This is a genomic window from Posidoniimonas polymericola (genome assembly GCF_007859935.1).
In the GTDB taxonomy this organism is placed as follows: domain Bacteria; phylum Planctomycetota; class Planctomycetia; order Pirellulales; family Lacipirellulaceae; genus Posidoniimonas; species Posidoniimonas polymericola.
Genome location: NZ_SJPO01000008.1, coordinates 248,399 through 271,245 on the forward strand (window position 1 = coordinate 248,399; position 22,847 = coordinate 271,245).

General features: G+C 66.3%; 18 protein-coding genes. 11 read left to right on the forward strand and 7 right to left on the reverse strand.

What is annotated here, in order from left to right:
• The first annotated feature begins 92 nt into the window (after positions 1 to 92).
• Positions 93 to 3,422, forward strand: a complete 3,330-nt coding sequence (locus Pla123a_RS17010; protein WP_146589143.1) for a valine--tRNA ligase — start codon at positions 93 to 95, stop codon at positions 3,420 to 3,422.
• A gap of 207 nt (positions 3,423 to 3,629) precedes the next feature.
• Here the strand turns inward: Pla123a_RS17010 and sthA are convergent, their stop codons facing one another.
• Positions 3,630 to 5,045 (reverse strand): Si-specific NAD(P)(+) transhydrogenase, encoded by a 1,416-nt coding sequence (sthA, locus tag Pla123a_RS17015; RefSeq protein ID WP_146589145.1) that lies wholly within the window; start codon positions 5,043 to 5,045, stop codon positions 3,630 to 3,632.
• Between the two features lie 309 nt (positions 5,046 to 5,354).
• Between sthA and scpB the strand changes: the two genes are divergently transcribed.
• The 4 genes from scpB (at position 5,355) to accD (ending at position 8,609) form a co-directional block, all read left to right on the forward strand.
• Positions 5,355 to 5,999, forward strand: coding sequence for an SMC-Scp complex subunit ScpB (gene scpB, locus Pla123a_RS17020; RefSeq protein WP_231956521.1), 645 nt, complete (start codon positions 5,355 to 5,357; stop codon positions 5,997 to 5,999).
• A 310-nt stretch (positions 6,000 to 6,309) separates the two neighbouring features.
• Positions 6,310 to 7,020 carry a ribulose-phosphate 3-epimerase gene (gene rpe, locus Pla123a_RS17025; RefSeq protein ID WP_146589148.1) on the forward strand — a complete coding sequence of 237 codons (711 nt, stop codon included), beginning with the start codon at positions 6,310 to 6,312 and terminating at the stop codon, positions 7,018 to 7,020.
• A 25-nt stretch (positions 7,021 to 7,045) separates the two neighbouring features.
• Entirely contained in the window at positions 7,046 to 7,624 is a 579-nt protein-coding gene (locus tag Pla123a_RS17030) for a histidine phosphatase family protein (protein ID WP_146589150.1), read from the forward strand.
• 130 nt (positions 7,625 to 7,754) lie between these two features.
• The gene (gene accD / locus Pla123a_RS17035) at positions 7,755 to 8,609 is read left to right on the forward strand and encodes an acetyl-CoA carboxylase, carboxyltransferase subunit beta (protein WP_146589152.1); all 855 of its coding nucleotides are present in this window, start codon (positions 7,755 to 7,757) and stop codon (positions 8,607 to 8,609) included.
• A gap of 104 nt (positions 8,610 to 8,713) precedes the next feature.
• Here the strand turns inward: accD and Pla123a_RS17040 are convergent, their stop codons facing one another.
• The 3 genes from Pla123a_RS17040 to cimA form a co-directional block, all read right to left on the reverse strand.
• A complete protein-coding gene (locus tag Pla123a_RS17040; RefSeq protein WP_146589154.1) occupies positions 8,714 to 8,914 on the reverse strand; it encodes a hypothetical protein in 201 nt (66 codons plus the stop codon).
• Entirely contained in the window at positions 8,884 to 9,219 is a 336-nt protein-coding gene (locus tag Pla123a_RS17045) for a hypothetical protein (RefSeq protein WP_146589156.1), read from the reverse strand. The genes Pla123a_RS17040 and Pla123a_RS17045 overlap by 31 nt, the downstream gene beginning before the upstream one ends.
• A 187-nt stretch (positions 9,220 to 9,406) precedes the next feature.
• On the reverse strand, positions 9,407 to 10,984 hold the full coding sequence (cimA, locus tag Pla123a_RS17050) for a citramalate synthase (protein WP_146589158.1): 1,578 nt from the start codon (positions 10,982 to 10,984) through the stop codon (positions 9,407 to 9,409).
• 480 nt (positions 10,985 to 11,464) lie between these two features.
• On the opposite strand from cimA, the gene Pla123a_RS17055 reads away from it, so the two are divergent.
• Together Pla123a_RS17055 and Pla123a_RS17060 are read left to right on the forward strand one after the other, a co-directional pair.
• Positions 11,465 to 13,138 (forward strand): SPFH domain-containing protein, encoded by a 1,674-nt coding sequence (locus Pla123a_RS17055; protein WP_146589160.1) that lies wholly within the window; start codon positions 11,465 to 11,467, stop codon positions 13,136 to 13,138.
• Positions 13,139 to 13,207: 69 nt separating this feature from the next.
• On the forward strand, positions 13,208 to 14,824 hold the full coding sequence (locus tag Pla123a_RS17060; RefSeq protein WP_146589161.1) for an SPFH domain-containing protein: 1,617 nt from the start codon (positions 13,208 to 13,210) through the stop codon (positions 14,822 to 14,824).
• A gap of 82 nt (positions 14,825 to 14,906) precedes the next feature.
• Here Pla123a_RS17060 and Pla123a_RS17065 read toward each other — a convergent pair whose 3' ends face one another.
• Both Pla123a_RS17065 and Pla123a_RS17070 read right to left on the reverse strand, forming a co-directional pair.
• Positions 14,907 to 15,407, reverse strand: coding sequence for a hypothetical protein (locus Pla123a_RS17065; protein WP_146589163.1), 501 nt, complete (start codon positions 15,405 to 15,407; stop codon positions 14,907 to 14,909).
• Between the two features lie 200 nt (positions 15,408 to 15,607).
• Positions 15,608 to 15,946, reverse strand: a complete 339-nt coding sequence (locus tag Pla123a_RS17070; protein WP_146589165.1) for a tetratricopeptide repeat protein — start codon at positions 15,944 to 15,946, stop codon at positions 15,608 to 15,610.
• Positions 15,947 to 16,212: 266 nt separating this feature from the next.
• Here Pla123a_RS17070 and argB point away from each other — a divergent pair, with 266 nt between their 5' ends.
• The 3 genes from argB to argF all read left to right on the forward strand — a co-directional run bounded on the left by argB (position 16,213) and on the right by argF (position 19,422).
• On the forward strand, positions 16,213 to 17,136 hold the full coding sequence (gene argB / locus Pla123a_RS17075) for an acetylglutamate kinase (protein ID WP_146589167.1): 924 nt from the start codon (positions 16,213 to 16,215) through the stop codon (positions 17,134 to 17,136).
• 64 nt (positions 17,137 to 17,200) lie between these two features.
• Entirely contained in the window at positions 17,201 to 18,418 is a 1,218-nt protein-coding gene (locus tag Pla123a_RS17080; RefSeq protein ID WP_146589169.1) for an aspartate aminotransferase family protein, read from the forward strand.
• A gap of 86 nt (positions 18,419 to 18,504) precedes the next feature.
• Entirely contained in the window at positions 18,505 to 19,422 is a 918-nt protein-coding gene (argF, locus tag Pla123a_RS17085) for an ornithine carbamoyltransferase (RefSeq protein ID WP_146589171.1), read from the forward strand.
• A 136-nt stretch (positions 19,423 to 19,558) separates the two neighbouring features.
• Here the strand turns inward: argF and acs are convergent, their stop codons facing one another.
• Complete coding sequence (gene acs, locus Pla123a_RS17090; protein WP_146589173.1) at positions 19,559 to 21,514, reverse strand: acetate--CoA ligase; 1,956 nt, start codon at positions 21,512 to 21,514, stop codon at positions 19,559 to 19,561.
• A gap of 233 nt (positions 21,515 to 21,747) precedes the next feature.
• Between acs and Pla123a_RS17095 the strand changes: the two genes are divergently transcribed.
• The gene (locus tag Pla123a_RS17095) at positions 21,748 to 22,794 is read left to right on the forward strand and encodes a thioredoxin-disulfide reductase (RefSeq protein ID WP_146589175.1); all 1,047 of its coding nucleotides are present in this window, start codon (positions 21,748 to 21,750) and stop codon (positions 22,792 to 22,794) included.
• Positions 22,795 to 22,847: the final 53 nt, after the last annotated feature.

Genomic DNA, 22,847 nt, shown 5'->3' on the forward strand with positions numbered 1-22,847 from the left:
CTCGCCCAATTCGACGCAATCCTGGTATCCTGTTGCTTTTCCCGAGCCACGCTGCCCGCAACCAAACTGCTCCCGCCCACAGTCCTAGTACTATGCCTGCTTTCGACCCGTCGAGTCTCCCCGCCCAGTACGACCACACGGCCGCCCAGGACAAGTGGTACGCGTTCTGGGAGGACCCAAAACCCAACTATCCAGGCGGTTATTTCCACGCCGACCCGAAGAGCGACAAGCCGCCGTTCTCGGTGGTGATCCCGCCGCCGAACGTCACCGGCGCCCTGCACCTGGGGCACGCGCTCAACAACACGCTGCAGGACGTCCTCTGCCGCATGCGCCGCATGCAGGGCTACGAGGTGCTGTGGGTCCCCGGCACGGACCACGCCGGCATCGCCACCCAGGCGGTGGTCGAGCGGCGTCTGCTGCAGGAGGAGGGCAAGAGCCGGCACGACCTGGGCACCGCAGAAAAAACAGCTCGCGAGGCCCTGGTCGACCGTATCTGGGAGTGGAAGCACCAGTACGAGAAGCGGATCACCGGCCAGCTCAAGCAGCTCGGCGCGAGCTGCGACTGGGCCCGCCAGCGGTTCACGCTCGACGACCAGTGCGCCCGCGCCGTCCGTGAGACCTTCTTCAAGCTGTTCGCCGACAACAAGATCTACCGCGGCAAGCGGCTGGTCAACTGGGACACGTTCCTGCAGACCGCCGTCAGCGACGACGAGGTGTTCCACGAGGAAACCAAGGGCCACTTCTGGCACTTCAAGTACCCGGTTGTCGAGCCAAAGATTGGCGAGCCGACGCACGTCACGATCGCCACCACCCGGCCCGAGACCATGCTCGGCGACACCGCGGTGGCGGTGCACCCCGACCCCGCCAAGCAGCTCGACAAGGTCGAGGCCGAGCTGAAAGAGAAGCTGGCCGCCGCGCCCGCCAAGGAAAAGCCGCCGATCGAGGCCCAGCTCGAGGCCCTCGCCGAGCGCCGGCAAACAATTCTGCCAGAGCTGATCAAGCTCCGCGGCATGGCCGCCCGCGGCGTGATGCTCGAGCTGCCGCTCACGGGCCGGCAGATCCCGCTGATCGCCGACCCCTGGGCCAAGCCCGAGCTCGGCTCCGGCTGCGTGAAGATCACCCCCGCGCACGACGCCAACGACTACGAGGTGTGGCAGCGCAGTATCTCTGGGGACGGGGAGTCGATCGGCGCGATCAACATCATGACCACCGAGGGCAAGCTGAACGACAGCGTGCCCGAGAAGTACCGCGGCCTGACGATGAAGGACGCGCGGAAGGTCGTGGTCGAGGACCTGACCGAGCTCGGCCTGCACAACCCCGAGACCGACCGCGAGGACCGCGTCATCGACCTCGCCCACAGCGACCGCAGCAAGACGCCAATCGAGCCGTACCTGGCCGACCAGTGGTTCGTCAAAATGGACGACGAGTCTGATGGTCCCGGTTCTGGCAAACCGGGACTTGCCCAGTCCGCCATGGACGCCGTCACCGACGGCCGCGTCAGCATCACGCCCGAGCGGTACGCCAAGGGCTACCTCGACTGGCTCGGCGAGAAGCGTGACTGGCCGGTTGGGCGGCAGCTTTGGTGGGGACATCAAATTGCGGTCTGGTCTGTAGGGCTGAATGGTAACCTTTATGAACCAGATCTCAAGCGAGCGGAGAGCATTGAACGCGTGTACCAAGAGTTTGAATCCGCCATTGATGATCTCTCTGCGTCACTCGGTGTGGACGGTCGGGTGAGTTGCACTCGAACCGGAGACAACGCTTCGTCAGTGCTCCTTAGCTTCATGGACGACGAGGCATATGACGCATTTGCAGCAGAGCTAGCTAGCAGCGCATCTGCCTTGCCCGCCGAACTCAAAGCGGCCCAGCCTCCGCGTTCAGACCAAGCGAGAGCGATCAGGCAACTTTGCTTTTGGGAGCCTAAGCGTGATGAAGAAGTCTTAGACACTTGGTTCTCCAGCGCCCTCTGGCCCTACTCCACCATGGGCTGGCCCGATGAGACCGAGCTGCTGAAAAAGTTCTACCCGACCAGCGTGCTGATCACCTCGCGCGACATCCTCACGCTGTGGGTCGCGCGGATGGTGCTGACGGGGCTCTATAACGTTGGTGAGGTCCCATTCCACCAGGTCTTTATCCACCCCAAGATCCTCGACGGCTTCGGCGAGACGATGTCCAAGTCGAAGGGCAACGGGGTCGATCCGCTGGACGTGATCGACAAGTTTGGGGCGGACGCGCTGCGGTTCGGCATCGCGTACCTCACCACCGAGACGCAAGACGTCCGCATGCCGGTGGAGTTTGTCTGCCCGCACTGCGACGCCAACATCAAGCAGACCAAGAAGAACCGGGTCGAGCCGCGGGTGAAGTGCGACAAGTGCGGCAAGGAGTTCCGCACGCAATGGGCCGAGAAGGAAGAGGACCTGGCCCTCGAACGCGGCGCCGTGACCAGCGAGAAGTTCGAGCTCGGCCGCAATTTCTGCAACAAGCTGTGGAATGCTTCGCGGTTTGCGCTCACGAACCTGCAGGGCTACGAGCCGGCCGCGGTCGCCGCGAGCGACCTCAAGATCGAGGACCGCTGGCTCTTGAGCCGCCTAGCCACGGTCACCCAACAGGTCACCACGGCGCTCGATGAATTCCGCTACGCCGACGCGGCCCGCGAGCTGTACGAGTTCGCCTGGAACGAGTTCTGCAGCTTCTATGTGGAGATGACCAAGGCCCGCTTTGCCGAGGATGGCCCTGACAAGCAGGTCGCCCAGCGGGTGCTGGCCCACGCGCTTGATCAGCTGCTGCGGCTGCTGCACCCGATGACGCCGTTCCTGACCGAGGAGGTGTGGCAGCTGCTTGGCAAACTGGCGCCAAACCGGGGACTTCCTTCCCCGGCTGCTGTCGAGGAGTCGGTTTGTATTGCCAAGTGGCCGGAGCCGCAAGCTTCTGACATCGACGCGACCATCGAGGAGCAGTTCGCCAAGTTCCAGGCGGTGCTCGGCGCCGTGCGTGAGGTCCGCCAGGGTCAGAACGTGCCGTGGAAGGAGCAGCTGGAGTTTGTCGTGAGGTGCGACGCCGCCACGGCCGAGTTGCTGGAGCCGATGCAGCCGTACTTCATCAAGCTCGCCAACGCCGCGCTCACCGACATCGGCCCCCAGCCGGCCGAGCCCGACATGACCGCCAGCAAGACGGTGCCCGGCATGGAGGTGCTGGTTGACGTCAGCCGGTTCATCGATGTCGAGGCCGAGATCGCGCGGCTCACGAAGGAGCAGGCCAACCTGAGCAAGTTCACCAACAGCCTCCAGGGCAAGCTTTCGAACGAGAAGTTCGTCGGCAATGCGCCGGCCGAGGTTGTCGAGCAGGAACGCGGGAAGCTGGCCGATGCTCAGGGGCAACTGGAGATTGTAGAGAAAGCGCTCGCCAAGCTGAAGAAGAAGTAGCGGCGCGTACGCAGAGCGCGCGCTGGCTGCGCTTCGAATTAAGCGCCGCGGCTCTGCCGCGCAGTTGCGCTGCGAGTTTGGCCGCCAACCGGGGCTAACCCCCTCCCCCCGACTCAACTAGTTCGGCCTCCCCCTGCCGGGGAGGGGGATTTTGCGCAAATGCTTTGCAGAGAACTAGCGGCTAGCAGCGAACAGTCAGCAACCGCGTTACACGTGGTTCAGCTTGTTGAGCCCGTTGTACGCGGCGACCTTGTAGCACTCGGCCAGCGTCGGGAAGTTGAACACGTTGTCGACGAAGAACTCGGCCGTGCCGCCGAGGGCCATCACGGCCTGGCCGATGTGGACCAGCTCGGTGGCGCCGGTGCCGATGATGTGCACGCCCAGGAGCTTGTGGGTCTCCTGATGGATCAGCATCTTGAGCATGCCCTGCTCGTCGCCGAGGAGCTGGCAGCGGGCGATCTCGCGGTACTGGGCGATGCCGGCCTCGTAGGGGATGCCCTCGCGGGTGAGCTCCTCCTCGGTGTGGCCGACCATCGAGATCTCGGGCACGGCGTAGATGCCGAACGGGAACAGCTCGGTGTTGTAGTTCCGCACGTCGCAGACGCCGAAGGCGTGGCAGACGGCGCGGCGGCCCTGCTCCATGCTGGTCGAGGCCAGGGCCGGGAAGCCGATGACATCGCCGGCGGCGTAGACGTGCTCGACGTTGGTCTGGTAGTGCTCGTTGACGTGCAGGCGTTCGCGGTCGTCGTACTCGATGCCGACCTGATCGAGGCCCAGCGCGCCGCACACGCCCTGGCGGCCGACGGCGAACAGGAGGGTCTCGGCGCGGAGGGTCTTGCCGCTCTCGAGCTGCGCCTCGACGAGCCGCTGCTTCGACCCAGAGGCCGTGGAGTCGACCTCGGCGATGCTGTCGACCTTCTCGCCCAGGCGGAGGGTGATGCCCTTCTGCCGCATAAAGTACTGGAAGGCGCCGGTGATCTCGTGGTCGAGGAAGCCGAGCACGTCGCTGCGGCCCTCGACCAGGGTGACCCGCACGCCGAGCGTGGCGAGGATCGTGGCGTACTCGCTGCCGATCACGCCGCCGCCCACGACGATCATCGTCTTGGGGATCTTGTCGAGCTTGAGCAGCTCGTCGCTAGTGACGATCGAGTGGCCGTTGAACGGGATGTGGGGCGGCTTGGCGGGCCGCGTGCCGACGGCGACCAAGAACTTGTCGCCCTCGAGGCTCTGCATGCCGTCGGGGCTGTCGATCTCGACGGTGTTCGGCCCGGTAAACTTGGCCTTGCCCCAGATCAGTTCGACGCCGTTGCGGTCGAACTGGCTGCGGATGATGTCCCACTCCCGCCGCATCACCTGCTGCGACAGGCTAGCGAGGTCGCTCATCGCGACGTCCTGCTTGATGCGGTAGGACTGGCCAAACATCCCCTTGCGGTTGGCGCCGGTCAGGTGCAGCACGGCCTCGCGGAGGGCCTTGCTGGGGATGGTGCCGGTGTTGACCTGCGCGCCGCCCAGAACGTTGTTCTTCTCGATAATCGCGACGCTCTTGCCGAGCTTGGCAGCCTGGATGGCCGCCTTCTGGCCGGCGGGGCCGGTCCCGATAACGATGCAGTCGTACTTTTTCATGGCGGGGGCTCGGGTGGGGGCGGGCTTGAGCAATCGTCAGGGTAGCAAGCTAGCTAGACGGGGCAAGGGTCAGGCGGGACCGGGTCGGGCGCCCGGTGGCAGAGAACTCGTGGCAGAGTACTCGTGGCAGGGAGACCGTCGCGGGCGACGCTCGACCTCGCATGCGGGGCGGGCCCCCGTGCTAGCATCGGACGATCTTGCTCGCCGGGTTGAAAGTTACCTAACATCGCATGGCAAACGGATCCCGCCCCCGTTCTCGAATTGTGTGCCCGCGTGTCTCAAAGCCACGATACCGATCGCTCTTCGCCGTTGTCGCTGCAGCGCCTGACCGCGGCGTTTGCGCAGATGCTGGGAGATGCTCCGGCGGACGACGCCGATGCCCACGACCCGTCGACGGACCTGTCCGCCGGTTTCTCCGGCGCGGTCGACCCCGACGCCGTCTGCCCGAAGCGGATTGTCGAGGCGATCCTGTTTGTCGGTGCCGACGGGGGCCGACCTCGGACCGCCGAGGAACTCGCCGCCGCGATGCGCGACGTCACAACCGAGGACGTCCGCGAGGCGGTCGCGCAGCTCAACGCCGAGTACGAACGCGACGCCTCGGCGATGGTCGTCACCGACCGCGCCGAGGGCTACAAGCTGCAGCTCCGCGAGGAACTGGGCCGCGTGCGGGACAAGTTCTACGGACGCGTCAAGGAGGTGCGGTTGTCGCCCAAAGCGCTCGAGGTCTTGTCGGTGGTCGCCTACCGTCAGCCGACCACTGCGGCCGCAATCGACAAGGCCCGCGGCGTGCCAAGCTCGACGCTGCTCGCGCAGCTGGTCCGCCGGGGTCTGGTCCGCTGCGACTGCGGCGGCGACGGGCAGCCAAGCCGCTACTCGACCACCGGCCGCTTCCTGCGATTCTTCGGTTTGGATAGCGTCGAGCAGCTGCCGCGTGCCGCAGAACTCGACGACTGACTGCCGTTGGCGGGCCGGGCTACGGTTCGGTCAGTGTCTGTAAGGCGTTTGGTGGCAGCAGGTTATGGGCGTCCTGCGGGCTCTGCAGTAGCGTCGGTTTCGGACCCCGGCAGCTGGCGGGGCTTGATGCCGACTGGCGATCCTGCCACAACGGTTTGCTTGCGGCCGCTGACGCGGCCGGCTGGTGGGCGTTTTTTGCGTGCCCCACTTGCAAACGAAGTGCCCTGCACGACTCGTTGGGCGTCCCCTCGGCCGACTGCGCTGGGACCAACGCTGCCCGAACCGCGCTGTACGCCGCCCCACCCCGTCTATGCCCTCCAGCCGCAGCCGCGAATCGATCGCCGCCCTGCTCCGCCAGCACGCCCCCGTGCTGCTGCCGTCGCTGCTGGCGTGCGATTTCGCCAACCTCGCCAGCGAGGTGAAGGCGATCGAGGCCGCCGGCGCCCACGCCCTGCACCTCGACGTGATGGACGGTCACTTCGTTCCGAACCTGTCGTTCGGACTGCCGGTGGTCGAGGCGATCCGCGCGCTGACCGACCTGCCGCTGGACGTGCACCTAATGATCGACAATCCGGCCGAGTACGCCCAGCGCTACCGCGACGCCGGGGCCGACTGCATCACCGTGCACGCCGAGGTGCTCGACGACCCGCGGCCGCTGCTGGAGGAGATCCGCGCGTCGGGCGCATTGGCCGGGTTGTCGCTCAACCCGCCGACGCCGCTCGAGCAGATCCTGCCGGCCCTGCCGCACTGCGACCTGGTGCTCGTCATGAGCGTGATGCCGGGCTTCGGCGGGCAACAGTTCGACCCGGTCGCCCTCGAGAAGCTGAGCCGCCTCCGCGACGACCCAGACTGCCGGGCCCTGCTCGAGGTCGACGGCGGCGTCAATCAATCCACGATCGCCCGCTGCACGGCGGCGGGCGCCGATTTGTTGGTCGCCGGCACCGCGGTGTTTGGCGCCGACGACTACTGTGAACGCGTCGACTCGCTGAACCGGCTTGCCCGCTCGGGCCGCGCAGGTTAGCAGCCTCCTCAGGAAACCAACCGGGATGCTCCGCATTCTCCTCGTCACCCCCGGCGCCACCGAGTACGACCAGCAGGGCCGTATCCAGGGCAACCTGGACATCCCGCTGTGCGCGGACGGTCGCGAGCAGGTCGCCGACGTGATCGGCGAGCTGGGCGAATTCCATCCCGAGGCGGTGTACGCGTCGCCGTGCGAGTCGTGCGAGCAGACCGCCAAGGAATTGGGCGCCGCGTTTGACGTTCGGCCGAAGTCGGTGGAGAAGCTGGCCAACCTCGACCACGGCCTGTGGCAGGGGATGCTGATCGAGGACGTTAAGACCAAGCAGCCAAAGGTTTTTCGTCAATGGCGTGAGCAGCCAGAGACTGTCTGCCCGCCGCAGGGCGAGACCGTCCAGGCGGCCGAGGAGCGGGTTGGCGAGGTGCTCCGCAAGGTGCTCAAGAAGCACAAATCGCACGATTCCGTGGTGCTGGTCGTCCCCGAACCGCTTGCCAGCCTGGTTCGCCACCTGCTGCGGAAGGACGCGTTGACCGACTTCTGGGGGCGGGAGCCGGGGCACGCCAGCTGGGAGGCGATCGAGACCCCCGCCGCCATCGGTGGTGCGTAATTCCGCGTGGGGTCGCTGGTCCAGCTGCCGGCCTCCGATGGCATGGCCGGGCCGCTGACTGATTGGTATCATGGGGGCTTCGTGGGGCGACCGGCCCCGCCCCTCGATATAGGCCCGCGTTCGACGACAGATGCAACGGTCCCCCTCCATGGCGACAGGCGAATCGACTCCCACCGGCCCGCGTGAAAAGCGTGGCGTGCCCAGCGGGTTGTGGATCCGCTGCCAGGACTGCGGCGAGACCATCTTCCGCAAGACCGCCACCGAGCAGATGAACGTCTGCCCGATGTGCGGCCACCACATGTACCTTAGCGCGGTCGACCGCGTCAGGCACATGCTCGACGAGGGGACCTTCGAGGAGTGGGACGCGGACCTGATGCCGACCGACCCACTCGGCTTTGCCGACAAGAAGCCGTACGCCCAGCGGATCGTCGCCGAGCAGAAGCGGACCGGGCTGCGGGACGCGGCCCTGACCGGCTCGGGCATGATCCGCGCCCGGCGGGTGGCGTTCGGCGTCACGGACTCGGCCTTCATCATGGGCAGCATGGGCTCGGTGGTGGGCGAGCGGCTCACCCGCCTGGTGGAGCGTGCGACCGACCAGCACCTGCCGCTGATCATCACCAGCGGCTCGGGCGGCGGCGCCCGGATGCACGAGGGCATCTTGTCGCTGATGCAGATGGCGAAGGTCTCAGCGGCGTTGGCCCGCTACGACCAGGCCGGCGGCCTGTTCATCAGCGTGCTGACCAACCCGACGATGGGCGGCGTCGCGGCGAGCTTTGCCTCGCTGGGCGACTTGATCTTCGCCGAGCCGAAGGCGCTGATCGGTTTCGCCGGCCCCCGCACCATCAAGGCGACCCTGCGGACCGAGTTGCCCGAGGGCTTCCAGACGAGCGAGTTCCTGCTCGCTCACGGCTACATCGACCGCATCGTCCGCCGCGCCGACCTCAAGACCGAGATCGCCCGCGCGATCGACTACTGCGGCAAGTAACGGTGCGTCACGGTTCGCAGCTTCTTCTCAGCAACTGACGGCGGAAGCCGCCAGGATTCGGCGCACCACCAGTGAACTGTTAGCAGCACGCTGGCCGTCGGCTGTTAGATCGCCGGCGCCGGCTGCAGGATCGCGTCGCCAAAGACTTCGACCGCGCGGTCGGCGGGGAAGGGCGGGTAGGTCTTCTCCTGGTCGTAGTTTGAGTAAAACGCGCCGTCGACTGTGTCGTACACCAGCATGATCAGGTCGCCCGACGGGAGCTCGGCCTCGTCGGTCACGTAGTAGCGATCGCCGACGAGCGCCACGTAACGCGAATCGGGCGACCAGACAAAGTGCTCTCGCGTGCGATGGTGGGCGACTGGTCCGGGCAGAGCGGCCACCCGATTTTTCGCGTCTCACCGGATTGGCTATTACGCAGCAAGATATCGAAGTTGCGATCGATGTAGCACGCCCGCTCGTCGAGGACCGCCTCGTAGCGGCCATCAGGCGAGGTAGCAGAGGTCATCTTGCCGCGACCGCCGACGAGCAGGTAGGCGCCGAGCAGCACCAGCACCACGAGTCCAAGCACGCTCAGAATCGCTTTGTGCAAGTCAGAGAGTCGATTGAACATTGGCGGATCGAGGCGGTGACAGGTTGGGAACTACGAAGACACGAAGTGCAGCGCGGCCATCCAGTTCCTGCAGCTGAGGGCGGAAGCCTTCAGTCTTCGGTGCACATTGTGGGTACGTTTGGCAGCGTGGAAACCGCCGGCTACCGCCGGCGGCTGCTCTTGACGGTGGTAGCCATGTCGGTGGCGTCTATGCGCGGCCTTCTTTGGCTAGCTTGTACTCGAAGCTGTCGACCAGGGCGTCCCAGCTGGCTTGGATGACGTTCTCGTTGACGCCGACCGTGCCCCAGGTCTCGCCGTCGGAGTCGCGGGTCTCGATGATGACGCGGACGCTGGCGGCGGTGGCGGCCTCGCTGTTGATGACGCGGACCTTGTAGTCGACCAGCTGCATCTGGGCGAGCGCCGGGAAGCGGCCCTTGAGCGCCTTGCGGAGTGCGCCGTCGAGGGCGTTGATCGGGCCGTCCCCCTCGGCGACGCGGTGCTCGATCTCGTCGTCAATCGATAGCTTGACGGTCGCCTCGGTTACAGGGCCCTCATTCAAAGAAACGCCGCCGCGGCTCTCGGTCGAGACGTGGTACTTCACCAGCTCGAAGTGCGGCGCGAAGGTGCCGGCGATCCGCTGCACCAAGAGCGCGAACGACGCCTCGGCGGCCTCGAACTGGTAGCCCTGGTTCTCCAGCTCCACGACCTCGTGGAGGATCCGGTCCATCAGCTCTTTGTCCTCCTGCAGGTTGAGCTTGGTCGCCATCGCCAGGATGTTCGACCGGCCCGAGAGCTCGCTCACCAGCACCCGACGCTCGTTTCCGACGCTCTCGGGCGGGATGTGCTCGTAGCTGTGCGCGACGCGGTTGACGGCGTGCACGTGCATGCCGCCCTTGTGGGCGAACGCGCTGGCGCCGACGAACGGCTGGTTGATGCGGTAGCCCATGTTGGCGATCTCATACACGTAGCGGGAGAGCTCGGTGAGGTGCTCGGTCTGTTTCCCTCCCAGCACCTGATAGCCCTTCTTCTTGAGGCCCAGATTGGCCATCACGCTGATCAGGTCGGCGTTGCCGCACCGCTCGCCAAAGCCGTTGATGGTGCCCTGCACGTGCGTGGCGCCGGCGTCCACCGCGGCCAGGCTGTTGGCGATCGCCAGCTCGCAGTCGTTGTGCGTGTGGATGCCGACCGGCTTGTCGACCGCTTCTTGCACCAGCTTGACGTAGTGGGCGACCTCCTCCGGCATGGTTCCGCCGTTGGTGTCGCACATCACGATCCGCATCGCGCCGGCGTCGGCGGCCGCCGTGAGGGTCTGCAGGGCGTAGGCCTCGTTGATCTTGAGCCCGTCGAAGCAGTGCTCGGCGTCGTAGATCACCTCGCGCCCCTCGCCGACGAAGTAGGCGATGGTCTCGGCGATCATGTCGATGTTCTCTTGCTCGCTGACCCGCAGCACCTCGGCGACGTGGAAGTCGCTGGTCTTGCCGACGATGGTGACGACCGGCGCCTGGGAGTCCATCAGCGACTTCATGCCGGGGTCGTCGGCCGGCTTCATGCCGCGGCGGCGGGTCATGCCGAACGCGCACAACTTGCTGTGCTTGAGCGGGTCGGCGGCGATCCGCTGGAAAAACTCGGCGTCCTTGGGGTTAGAGAGCGGGTAGCCCCCCTCGACGAAATCGACGCCCACCTCGTCCAGCCGCCGGGCGATGAGCACCTTGTCGTCCAGAGAGAAGTTCACGCCCTCGCCCTGGGCGCCGTCGCGGAGGGTGGTGTCGTAGATTTCGATTTGCATGGCTGTCAGCTATTGGCTATCGGCTGTCGGCTGGCCCTTCTGCCGACAGCGGATAGCTGATAGCCGAGAGCCAACAAAAAAACCCCAAGACCGTTTTCGGCCTCGGGGCTGTGGATTGTAACGTTTTCCGTCAAACCGCCCTAAGGCCGCTGCTCCCGGGTAATCGCAATAATCCCGACAACCATGCGTCGGCGGCGGCTAGCGGGGGCAGGGGACACGTTTCGATAGACTCTCGGAGGGCTTGTGACGGTACTGCAAGGCTAATGCCCGGCGGCCGTGAAGTCAAACCGCGAACGGGGCGGCGGCGGTTGGTGGACAATATCGGCCCCGGAGCGGCGAATACGCCCAAGCAAATACGCCCTGCTACCGGCGCGGCCGAGCCCGCGGTTTGCGGGAGCTACGCTATATTGCCAGACACCCCGCCCCGGCCCGAGGTTCGGGGCGGCGGCGGACGAGCCAGGCTTTACCCAAGGCGATGCAATGGATTCGGACTACGACGCGGAACCAGAATCGGAACTCGTAATCGTCGAACAAGCCAAGCGACGGGGGGCCTCGCTTGTTAGGTCGATCCTCAGCCGCGGGCCCTACGCGGTCGCGCTGCTGGTGTTTGGCGTGCTCGGCTTCGGCTGGTTCGTCTACACGAACTGCCGGATCAACGTGCCCGACCGGCACATTGCGGTGCTGACCCGCAAGACGGGCGAGGACCTGACCAACGATCAGGAGCTCGCGCCCAACGCCGAGCACAAGGGGATGCAGCTGCAGGTGCTTTCCGAAGGGAGGTACTTCTACAACCCCTACTTCTGGAACTGGAAGGTCTACCCGATGGTAGAGATCCCGCGCGACAAGATGGGCGTGCGGGTCCGGCTGTACGGCGACGACCTGCCGTACGGCGACTTCATCGCCAAGAGTGAGAACAAGAACCAGAAGGGGATCATCGACGACGTGCTCAAGCCGGGCCGGTACGCGATCAACGCGATGGTGATCGACCGCGTCACGAAGCAAGAGGTTGGCGGCAACCGCAAAGGGCGGAGCGACTACGTCGAGGTGATCGAGCTGTGGGACCCCAAGATCATCCCGGCCGGCTACAAGGGGATCGTCACGAACCTGGCGGGTCCGATGCCCGACGAGCCCAACACGCTGCTGGTCGAGGCGGGCCGCCGCGGTCCGCAGCAGGTTACCTACGAGCCCGGCACGTACTACAAGAACCCCTACCTGTACCGGATCAACTCGATCGACACGCGGTCGCAGCGGTTCAACCTGTCCAAGGGCAAGGACATGACCTTCCCGTCCAAGGACGGGTTTGCGATCTCGCTCGACGGCATCATCGAGTTCCGCGTGATCCCCGAGACCGCCGCCCTGACCTACGTCACCTACAACGACGTCACCAACGACGCCGACGGCGCCAGCGACATCTCGCAGGAGATCATCAACAAGGTGATCATGCCTAACGCCCGTGCGTTCTGCCGCCTGCGGGGGTCGAACACGTCGGCCCGCGAGTTTATCGGCGGCGTCACCCGCACCGCGTTCCAGACCGAGTTCCAACGCGCCATCACCGAGACCTGCAAGTCGCAGGGCATCGAGATCGTGCAGGCGCTGATCACGAAGATCAAGCCGCCGCAGGCGATCGCCGAGCCGCTCCGAGACCGCGAGGTAAACGCCCAAGAGCTCAAGCAGTACACGCAGCAGATTCTCCAGCAGCAGCAAGAGGCGAAGCTCGCCACCGAGAAGGCCTTGATCGAGCAGAAACGCGAGCTGATCGGCGCCGACCGGCAGGTGATCGAGGCCGTGACCCTCGCCAAGGAAGAGCAGCAGGTCGCGCTCGAGGCCGCCAACCGCGACAAGGCGGTCGCCGAGCAGAAGCTCGAGGCCGCCCGCGACGAGGCCGAGGCCATCATGTCCCGCTCCGAGGCCAAGGCCGCGGTGGTTGGCTACCAGAACGAGGCCGACGCGGCCGGCTGGCAGGCGGCGGTCGCGGCACTCGGCAACGACGGCGAGGCCTACGCCCGCTACGTGCTGTACCAGAAGCTGGCGCCCGGCTACCGCAACATTATGACCAACACGGCCGACTCGCCGCTGATGGACGTGTTCCGGGCGTTCGCACCGCCGACCGCGGCGGCCGTGCCCGGCCCGAGCGACCCCGGTCCTGCCGAGTAGCGACCGCCGCAGCGTCTTCCGCACAACCGACTCTCAATGCCCGGCGCCGCCGGGCCAAGGAGACCCGTCATGAGTATTCGATCGATCGCCGCCGTCGCGTTCCTGCTGATTGTGGGCCTCGGCTCGTACGCCTGGGTCGAGTGGACCATCAACCGGGTCTACGTCGACGAGGGGCAGAGCCTGATGCTGCGGTACAAGGGCCCGCTCGTGTTCGGCTCGCGTGAAAACGCGGTGCCGGGCCACTGGGCCGAGGAGGGGCAGATCGGCGTGCTGGCCAAGCTGCGCGGGCCCGGCCGCCACTTCTACTGCCCCGTCTGGTGGGAGCGGACCCTGGTGGACGACGTCGTCGTGCTGCCGGGCGAGGTCGGCGTCGTGACCTGCAAGCTGGGCGACGACCTGCCCGGCGGCGAGTTCCTGGTCGACGGCGACATCGGCGAGACCCAGTTCAAGGGCATCCTCCGCAAGGTGCTGCACCCGGGCCGGTACCGCATCAACCCGTACGGCTACGAGGTCGAGACCGTCCGGCTGCAGACCTTCACCAGCGGCAACACCGAGAAGAAGTCGGGCTGGGTCGAGATCCCCACCGGCTACGTCGGCGTGGTGACCAACCTCGCGGCCAACAACCTCACCGGCGCCAAGGCGGGCATCTCCGAGGACGTGCTGCCGCCGGGAATCTACCTGATCAACGGCCGCGAGCAGAACATCGACATCGTCGAAGTCGGCTACCGGCACAACACGATCCAGGTGGCGATCAAACGCGACCGAGAAGGCAACGAGGTGTTCGACGAGAACGGCGAGCCGATCATCGCCGACGGCGACAGCGGCATCCAGTTCCCGTCGTCCGATGGCTTCTCGATGCACCTCGACTTCACCGCGATCTGGGGCCTGATGCCGGAGCAGGCTCCGCACGCCATCCGCACCATCGGCAACGTGGAATCGATCGAAGAGAAGATCGTGCTGCCGCAGATCGACTCGATCCTCCGCAACCGCGGCTCCGAGTACAAAGCGGTCGAGCTGCTGGTCGGCGACGACCGCGAGAAGTACCAGCAGGAGAGCCTCGAGGAGTTCCACAAGGTGCTCGACGCGAAGCAGATCTCATTGCTGTACGGGCTGGTGCGGCACGTCTACATTCCGGAGCAGGTCCGCAAGCCGATCCAGATGTCGTTTATCGCCGACGAGCTGACGCTGACCCGCGAGCAGGAGCAGCTCACCGCCAAGGAGGAGGCCAAGCTCCGCGAGGCGGAAGAGCAGGTGACGCTCGCCAGCCGCACGGTGGAGGTAGGTACCAAGAAGATGGTCGCGGGCCGCCACGCCGAGGGCGACCGCGAGGCCGAGACCATCCGTGCCGAGACCATCCGCAAGGTGGCCGCCATCGAGAAGGAGACCGCCGCCCTCGAGGCCGAGGCCGAACGGGTCCGAGGCGAGGCCGAGAACGGCGGCAAGAAGCTGGTTGAGCAGGCCACCGCCGACCGCTTCCGCCTGGCGGTGCAGGCGTTTGGCACCCCGGCTGCCTACAACAACTGGGTGTTCGCGTCGTCGCTGCCCGACGACGTCCGGCTGCAGCTGATGTACGCCGGGCCGGGCACGCTGTGGACCGACATGGCCAAGGGCGAGGGGGGCTTCGGCGTGCGGGCCAACTTCCCGCTCGAGAACCCCGCTCCGAAGACGCCGCCGGCGAAGCGGTAACGGCGGGGGTTCGGTGAACAAAAAAACGCTGGGGTGGCGGCACGCCACCCCAGCGTTTTACTTTTCGTGCTAGGCGAGTCGCCTAGCGGTAGGTGACAATCACGCCGCCGTGTACGCGGAACGCGATGTTCGCCTCGAAGCCGCACGGCCACTTGTAGGTGACGTACCCGCGACCCAGCAGTCCGACGCGCGAGTCGCAGCAGACCGGCTCTCCGGTGCAGCAGGCCGGCACGCAGACGCACACCGAGTAGTACTTGCAGCAGCCGTCGGCCGGGTTGTCGACGCACAGAGTCTGTTGCGTCGGGCCGCCGTAGCAGCGATACATCTTCTTGGCCGACAGGGTGGCGACCTCACGGACCACGCTGATCGGGCAGCACTCGATGCCCGGGGCAGCGTATTCGACAGCATGCTGCTCGATCACCGGCGACTCGACCACGACCGGAGCCGATTCGGTGGGCGGCGCCGGCAGCGCCGGCGGCTGGTTCGGAGCGGGCTCAGCCGGGGTCGGTTGGGCCTGGGTGCTCGCCGCGACGCCGATCAGGCCGCCAGCGGCGAGGGTCAGCACGAGCATTTTGACAGTCATCTTGTTTGCCATCCCCTTCGTAGAAACACACGAGTCGCGGGGCCCCAAACGCCTGAGGCCCTGAATCAAGCTTAGCTGCCGGGCCCAGAAGGCCCGTCGGTCAGCAATATTGATTGCAACGTTTGGTGGAACGCGGCCCGCAAAACCGGCGCCAGCGTCACAGCCGGAATCGCGACGTCTAGGGTCTAAGCTGAGGAAACTCAGCCGCCCATCTGCAGCTGGCGGCTCCGCTCCATTGCCTCTTCGGCAAGCGCTATGTAGCTCATCTCGTCGGTGCCGGCGTACGCCCGCTGGTAGGTGACCGACAGGGCCGTGTAGCTGAAGGGGTCACTCGGCTCGAGCTCGCACACCTTCTTGGCGTGCTCGACCGCTTCGGCGTGCTTGCCGGCGCGCTGCAGCACCACCGCCAGGGCGGAGTGGCCAAGGGCGTAATTGGGGTCCTGGTCAAGAATCTCCTGCAGCTTGGCGGCGGCGCCGTCTAGGTCGCCGGCGTCCTTCAGCTCTTCGGCCTGGTCGTACAGTTCGTTGATGGTCGCCATGTTCGGGCCAGCGGGTAGGCCAGCAGATTAGGGTTCGCGGTTGGGGGGCGCAGTTGGGACTCTTACAGAGCGGGGCGGCGCAGCCGCGACCGCGTCTGCCCGAATTATATCCCTAGGCCGGTCGGGTTGACACCGGCGAGCGGCGAATGGCCTGTTGGCAGCCCAGCCGGCGTCCTGGCGCCTGCTGGACCACCGCCGGCAGGAGCCTTATATTACGGGATTCTCGCCCGTCCAACCCCATTGACCTACGCTTCCCCGCCATACCCATGCAAGCAGCGATCGAAAAGGCAGAGCAGGCAGCGATCGAGAAGGCCGACACCCTGATCGAGGCGATGGGCTGGATCCGCGAGTTCCGCGACAAGGTCACCGTGATCAAGCTCGGCGGCAGCGTGATGGAGGACGAGGACGCCCTGCGGCACCTGCTGGTGGACATCGTCTTTATGGAGACCGTCGGCATGCGGCCGATCGTCGTGCACGGCGGCGGAGCCGCGATCAGCCGCGCCATGGCCGAGGCCGGCATCGAGCCGAACTTCGTCCAGGGCCGGCGCTACACCGACGACGCCACGCTGAGTATCGTCGAGAAGGTGCTGGCCGGTCAAATCAACGAGGGGATCGCCACCCAGATCGAGGCCTTCGGCGGCCGCGCGATGCCGCTCAACTTTGTCGGCGACACCGACAACAACGTGCTGTACGGTGAGCGGATCGCCCTGACCGGCGACGGCGGCGAGCAGCTCGACCTGGGCCACGTTGGCCAGGTGACCCGTGTCGACCGCGACATCATCGACAACCTCTGCTACGCCGGCCAGGTGCCGGTGATCCCCTCGATGTGCGTCGACGACGACGGGAACAAATACAACGTCAACGCCGACACGGCCGCGATGGCGGTCGCCCAGGCGGTCGGGGCCGAGAAGCTGGTCTTCCTGAGCGACGTCAATGGCGTCCGACAGGACAAGGACGACCCCAACTCGCTGATCCACACGCTGACCTCGTCGAAGGCGAAGGAGCTGATCGCCAGCGGCGTCATTGCCAGCGGCATGATCCCCAAGGTCGAGGCCTGTTTGGCCACCCTCGAGAAGGGCGTCCGCAAGATCCACATCATCGACGGACGCCTGCGTCACTCGCTGCTGCTCGAGGTTTACACCAACACCGGCGTGGGCACGGAGATCATTGGCGAACCCGCTGCGGGCTAGCGATGTCTCACGCAGTGGCCGCAGCGTCCTGGTCATATTGCCACAACTAGCTTCGAGGTAAGTGATGGCGACAACCGCCCAATCGATGTCCGAGCAAACCGCCCAGCTATTCTCCGAGGCGGTCATCCCCAACTACGGCCGGTACCCGGTTTGCTTGGAGCGGGGCGAGGGGAGCCGCGTGTGGGACGATCAGGGGCGCTCGTACCTCGACCTGTTTCCCGGTTGGGGCTGCAACCTGCTGGGGCACTGCCCGCCGCGGGTGGTCAAGGCGATCCAGGACCAGGCGGCCAAGCTGATCCACGTCCCCAACACGTGGTACACCGAGGCCCAGGGCCGCTGGGCCAAGATGCTCAGCGAGCGGAGCTTCGGCGGCCAGGCGTTCTTCTGCAACTCTGGAGCCGAGGCCAACGAGGCCGCCATCAAGCTCATCCGGCTGCACACGCCGGCCGAGCGGTACAAGATCATCACGTTCCAGGGCGGCTTCCACGGCCGCACCATCGGCGCGGTGACCGCCACGGCCCAGCCGAAGTACCACGAGGGCCTCGGCCCGCTGATGGCCGGCTTCAACTACGCCCCCTTCGGCGACCTCGACGCCGTCCGCAACCTGATCGACGACGAGACCGCGGGCATCCTGATCGAGCCGATCCAGGGCGAGGGGGGTGTGCGGATCCCCCCCGCGGGATTCCTGCAGGGTCTCCGCGAGATCGCCGACGAGCACGACGTGCTCCTGGCCTTCGACGAGGTGCAGGCCGGCTGCGGGCGGACCGGCGAGTGGTTCGCCTACCAGCACGCTTCTCTGGGGGGAGGGGATGCCACGCCCGACATCATGACGCTCGCCAAGAGCCTGTGCGGCGGCGTCGCGGGCGGCGCGATGCTGACCACGCCCGAGATCGCCCCCAGCCTGCGGCCCGGCATGCACGCCTCGACGTTCGGCGGCAACCCGATCGCCGCGGCGGCCGGCATCGCCACGCTCGAGACTATCGAAGCAGAAAACCTGCTGGACCGCGCCAAGGAGATCAGCGCCGCCTTCGCCGCGCGGCTCGAGCCGTTGGTCGAGAAGCTCCCGTACGTCGAGGAGCTACGGGTGTGCGGCCTGATGATCGGCCTGGAGCTGTCGGTCGAGGGGACCAAGGTCGTGCAGCAGTGCATGGAACGCGGCCTGCTGATCAACTGCACGCAGGGGACCGTCATCCGCCTGCTGCCCGCCATGAACCTCACCGACGCCGACGTCGAGGAGGGCTGCGACATCCTGATCAACATTATCGAAAACCTGGAGCTGTAGCGTTCGCGGGCGTCCCACCCCTGGCGGGGTGGGCTGGGGATAAGAGCCAAACCGCCGCAAACAGCCGCTAGTCGAGAGCCAACACCATGCGCCATTTGGTTGCCCTGAGTGATCTGTCCAGCAACGAGATCGAGGCCATCCTCGCTATCGCTGCAGACCTGAAGTCGAAGTTCCAGCAGGGCGTGCGCGAGCCGCTGCTGCCCGGCCGGATGATGGCCCTAGTCTTCGAGAAGCAGTCGCTGCGGACCCGCGTCAGCTTCGAGACCTGCATGACCCACCTGGGCGGCGGCAGCCTGATGCTGGGCGACGACGCCGGCTTCGGCAAACGCGAGAGCATCGCCGACTTCACCCGCGTGCTCAGCGCGATGGTCGACGTGATCGTCGTGCGGTCAAAGGCCCACAGCACCGTAGAGCAGGTCGCCGAGCACGCCACCTGCCCGGTGGTGAACGGCCTGACCGACCTCGACCACCCGTGCCAGGCGCTGGCCGACCTGCTGACCGTGCGGGAAGAGTTCGGTGGCCTGGAGGGCAAGCGGATCACCTGGGTAGGCGACGGCAACAACGTCGCGCGCAGTTTGGCGGTCGGCTGTGCGAAGACCGGCGCCGAGTTCGCCATTGCCGCGCCCGAGGGCTACCAGTTCCCCAAGGAGTTTGTCGGCCAGCTCAAGGCCGACTGCCCCGAGGCCCTCATCAGCGAGACCGACGACCCGCACGCCGCGGTCAATGGGGCCGCCGCTATCTACACCGACGTCTGGGCCAGCATGGGTCAAGAGGCCGAGGAGGAGCAGCGCAAGCGAGACTTTGCCGACTACCAGGTCAACGGCAGGCTGATGGCCGCCGCCCCGTCCGACGCCATCTTCCTGCACTGCCTTCCGGCCAAACGCGGCCAAGAGGTGACCGACGAGGTGATCGACTCCCCGCAGAGCCGCGTCGTCGAGCAGGCCGCCAACCGGATGCACGCCCAGAAGGGCGTGCTCGCCTGGCTGCTGGGCGCGAAGAGCTAGCGTTTCCGAGTAGTCGGCGAGCTACGCCTCGCCGGAGGCCCCGGTGCTCGCCGTCCTGTGGTTTGACCGCATCTCTAGGGCAGTCCGACGGATGTAATCCGTCGGCTGCTGGGGCGCGCCGCAAGCGAGGTCGACGCTACTCTTCATCATCCCGCAGGTGCGCGATGATGCTGTAGTCTTCCAGCGTGGTGGTGTCGCCGACCATCTCTTTGCCGGCGGCGATGTCCTTGAGCAGCCGCCGCATGATCTTGCCGCTGCGGGTCTTAGGCAGGGCGTTGGTGAAGCGGATGTCGTCGGGCTGGGCCAGCGCGCCAATCTCCTTGCGGACGTGCTGCTTGAGCGCCTCGCGGAGCTCGTCGCTCGGCTTCGCGTTCTTGAGCGTGACAAACACGGCGACCGCCTCGCCCTTGAGCTCGTGCGGCCGGCCCACCGCGGCCGCCTCGGCGACCTCGGGGTGCGACACCAACGCGCTCTCGATCTCGATAGTAGAAAGCCGGTGCCCTGAAACGTTCAGCACATCATCGATGCGGCCCATGATCCAGTAGTAGCCGTCGCCGTCGCGGCGGGCGTTGTCGCCGGCCAGGTACTTGCCGGGGACCTTCGACCAGTAGACCTCCTGGTAGCGATCCTCGTCGCCCCAGATGCCGCGGAGCATGCCGGGCCAGGGGTGCGCGATGGTGAGCCATCCCCCCTTGTCGACGCCGACCTCGTCGCCGTCCTCGTCGACAATCACCGGGAGGATGCCGGGCAGCGGCACGCAGCAGCTGCCGGGCTTGGTGGCGATGGCCCCCGGCAGCGGCGACATCATGATGCCGCCGGTCTCGGTCTGCCACCAGGTGTCGACAATCGGGCACTTCTCGTCGCCGATCATCTCGTGGTACCACATCCACGCCTGCGGGTTGATGCCCTCGCCGACCGTGCCGAGCAGGCGGAGCGAGCTGAGGTCGTGCATCTGGACGTGGTCGTTGCCCCACTTGATGAAGGCGCGGATGGCGGTCGGCGCGGTGTAGAACAGGGTCACCTTGTGCCGCTCAACGATGTCCCAGAAGCGGTCCTCGGACGGGTGGTTCGGCGCGCCCTCGTACATCAGGCAGGTCGCGCCGGCGGAGAACGGCCCGTAGACGACGTAGCTGTGCCCGGTGATCCAGCCGCAGTCGGCCGTGCACCAGTAGACGTCGCCCTCGCGGTGGTCGAAGACCCACTCAAACGATTTCTTGGCGTACAGGTTGTAGCCGGCAGTGGTGTGCTTGATGCCCTTGGGTTTGCCGGTCGAGCCGCTGGTGTAGAGGATGAACAGCGGGGCCTCGCTGTCCATCGGCTCGGCGGGGCACTCGGGCGAGGCCTCCCTGACCAGCTCGTGCCACCAGTGGTCGCGGCCGTGCTTCCACTCGACCGCCTCGTTGACGCGGTCCAGCACGATGCAGTGCTCGACCGTGGGGCTCTTGACGAGCGCCTGGTCGACCGTGTGCTTGAGCGGCAGGGCCTTGCCACGTCGCCAGGCGGCGTCGGCGGTGATGACCGCCTTGGCCCCGGCGTCGTTGTTGCGTTCGGCGATCGCCTCGGCGCTGAACCCGGCGAAGATCACCGAGTGCACCGCGCCGATACGCGCGCAGGCCAGCATCGCGATCGCCAGCTCGGGGGTCATCGGCATGTAGATCGAGACCCGGTCGCCCTTGCCGATGCCGAGCGACTTCATCGCGTTGGCGAAGCGGCAGACCTGCTCGAGCAGATCGGAGTAGGTGAGGGTCCGTTGGTCGCCCGGCTCGCCCTCCCAGATGATAGCGGTGCGGCCGCCGCGCCCCTCGTTGACGTGCTTGTCGACGCAGTTGTAGCAGGCGTTGGTCTTGCCGCCGACAAACCACTCGGCGTACGGCTCGTTCCACTCGAGGGTCTTGGTGAAGGGCTCGAACCAGTGGAGCTCTTCACGGCCCAGCTCTTCCCAAAACTTGACCGGGTCGTCGGCCGCCCGCTGCCACAGCTGATCGTACGCCTCGCGGGTCGGGATCCGAGCCTGCTGCGAGAACTCTGCCGGCGGCGGGAAGAGCCGCGACTCGTGCATCACGTTGTCGATCTGACCGTGGTGGTCTACCATCGAGGGCTCCGCGTAGAAAAAGAGAGGGGCGTGACTAGAGATTTGCGATTGTGTCCCAGTGCAATGCGCGTGTCAAACGAAGTGGCGCGGCGGGCCGCAGGCTGCGCAATCGAGATAGCCGACCGTTAGCGGGCGTGCGTTTTGGCGAGTTTACGCTCGCCGCCGCCGGCCCTATAATCTCGGGAATCGCTCAGCTCGAGCGGCCCCCGCCTAACTACACGGAAGCCCCCCAAGTGCCAGAACACGTCGTCATCGTTGGAAGCGGCCCCGCCGGTTGGACCGCGGCCATTTACGCCGCCCGCGCCAATCTCAGCCCGGTCGTCTTTGAGGGCGCCGTGACCGAGGAGAACCGCCAGAACGGCACCATGCCGCTGGGCCAGCTCGCGCTCACGACCGAGGTCGAGAACTTCCCCGGCTTCCCCGCCGGCGACCTCAGCGCGTACTTCAAGACGTCGCTGGCCGAGGAGCACCACTACCTGGCCGACATGCACAAGAAGGAGGGCGTGTCGGGCCCGGAGCTGATGCACCTGATGCGGCAGCAGGCGACCAACTTCGGCACGAAGGTGATCACCGACGACATCGTCGAAGTCGACTTCTCTTCGCGCCCGTTCAAGCTGACCAGCTCGCAGGGTGAAACGGTTGAGGCCCACGCGGTGATCATCGCCACCGGAGCCAAGGCGAACTACCTCGGGCTCGACTCGGAAGAAATGTACAAGAACCGGGGCGTCAGCGCGTGCGCGGTGTGCGACGGCGCCCTGCCGCGGTTCCGCAACAAGCCGCTGATCGTGGTCGGCGGCGGCGACTCGGCGGTCGAGGAGGCCGACTACCTCTCAAAGTACGCCAGCATGGTCCACCTGATCCACCGCCGCGACACCCTCCGCGCCTCGAAGATCATGGCCGATCGGGCCGAGAAGAATCCCAAGATCACCATCGAGTGGAACAGCGAGGTCGAGGAGGTGCTCGGCACCGAGAACGACGGCGTCAACGGCGTGCGGCTTAAGAGCACGGTCGACGACTCGACCCGTGAGCTTGAGGCCGGCGGCATGTTCGTCGCGATCGGCCACACGCCCAACACGCGGTTCCTCGAGGGCAAGCTCGAGATGACCGACAAGAATTACCTCAAGTGGACCGTGCCGTTCCGCACCAACACGAGCGTCGAAGGCGTGTTCGCCGCCGGCGACGTGTCGGACGACTACTACCGCCAGGCGATCACGGCCGCCGGCACCGGCTGCATGGCGGCGCTCGACGCCGAACGCTGGCTTGCCAAAGAAGGCCTGTAGTTTCCGCTCCCCCGAGTTGTCGCTCCCCCCGCACCGCGCGCGTCCCCACCACT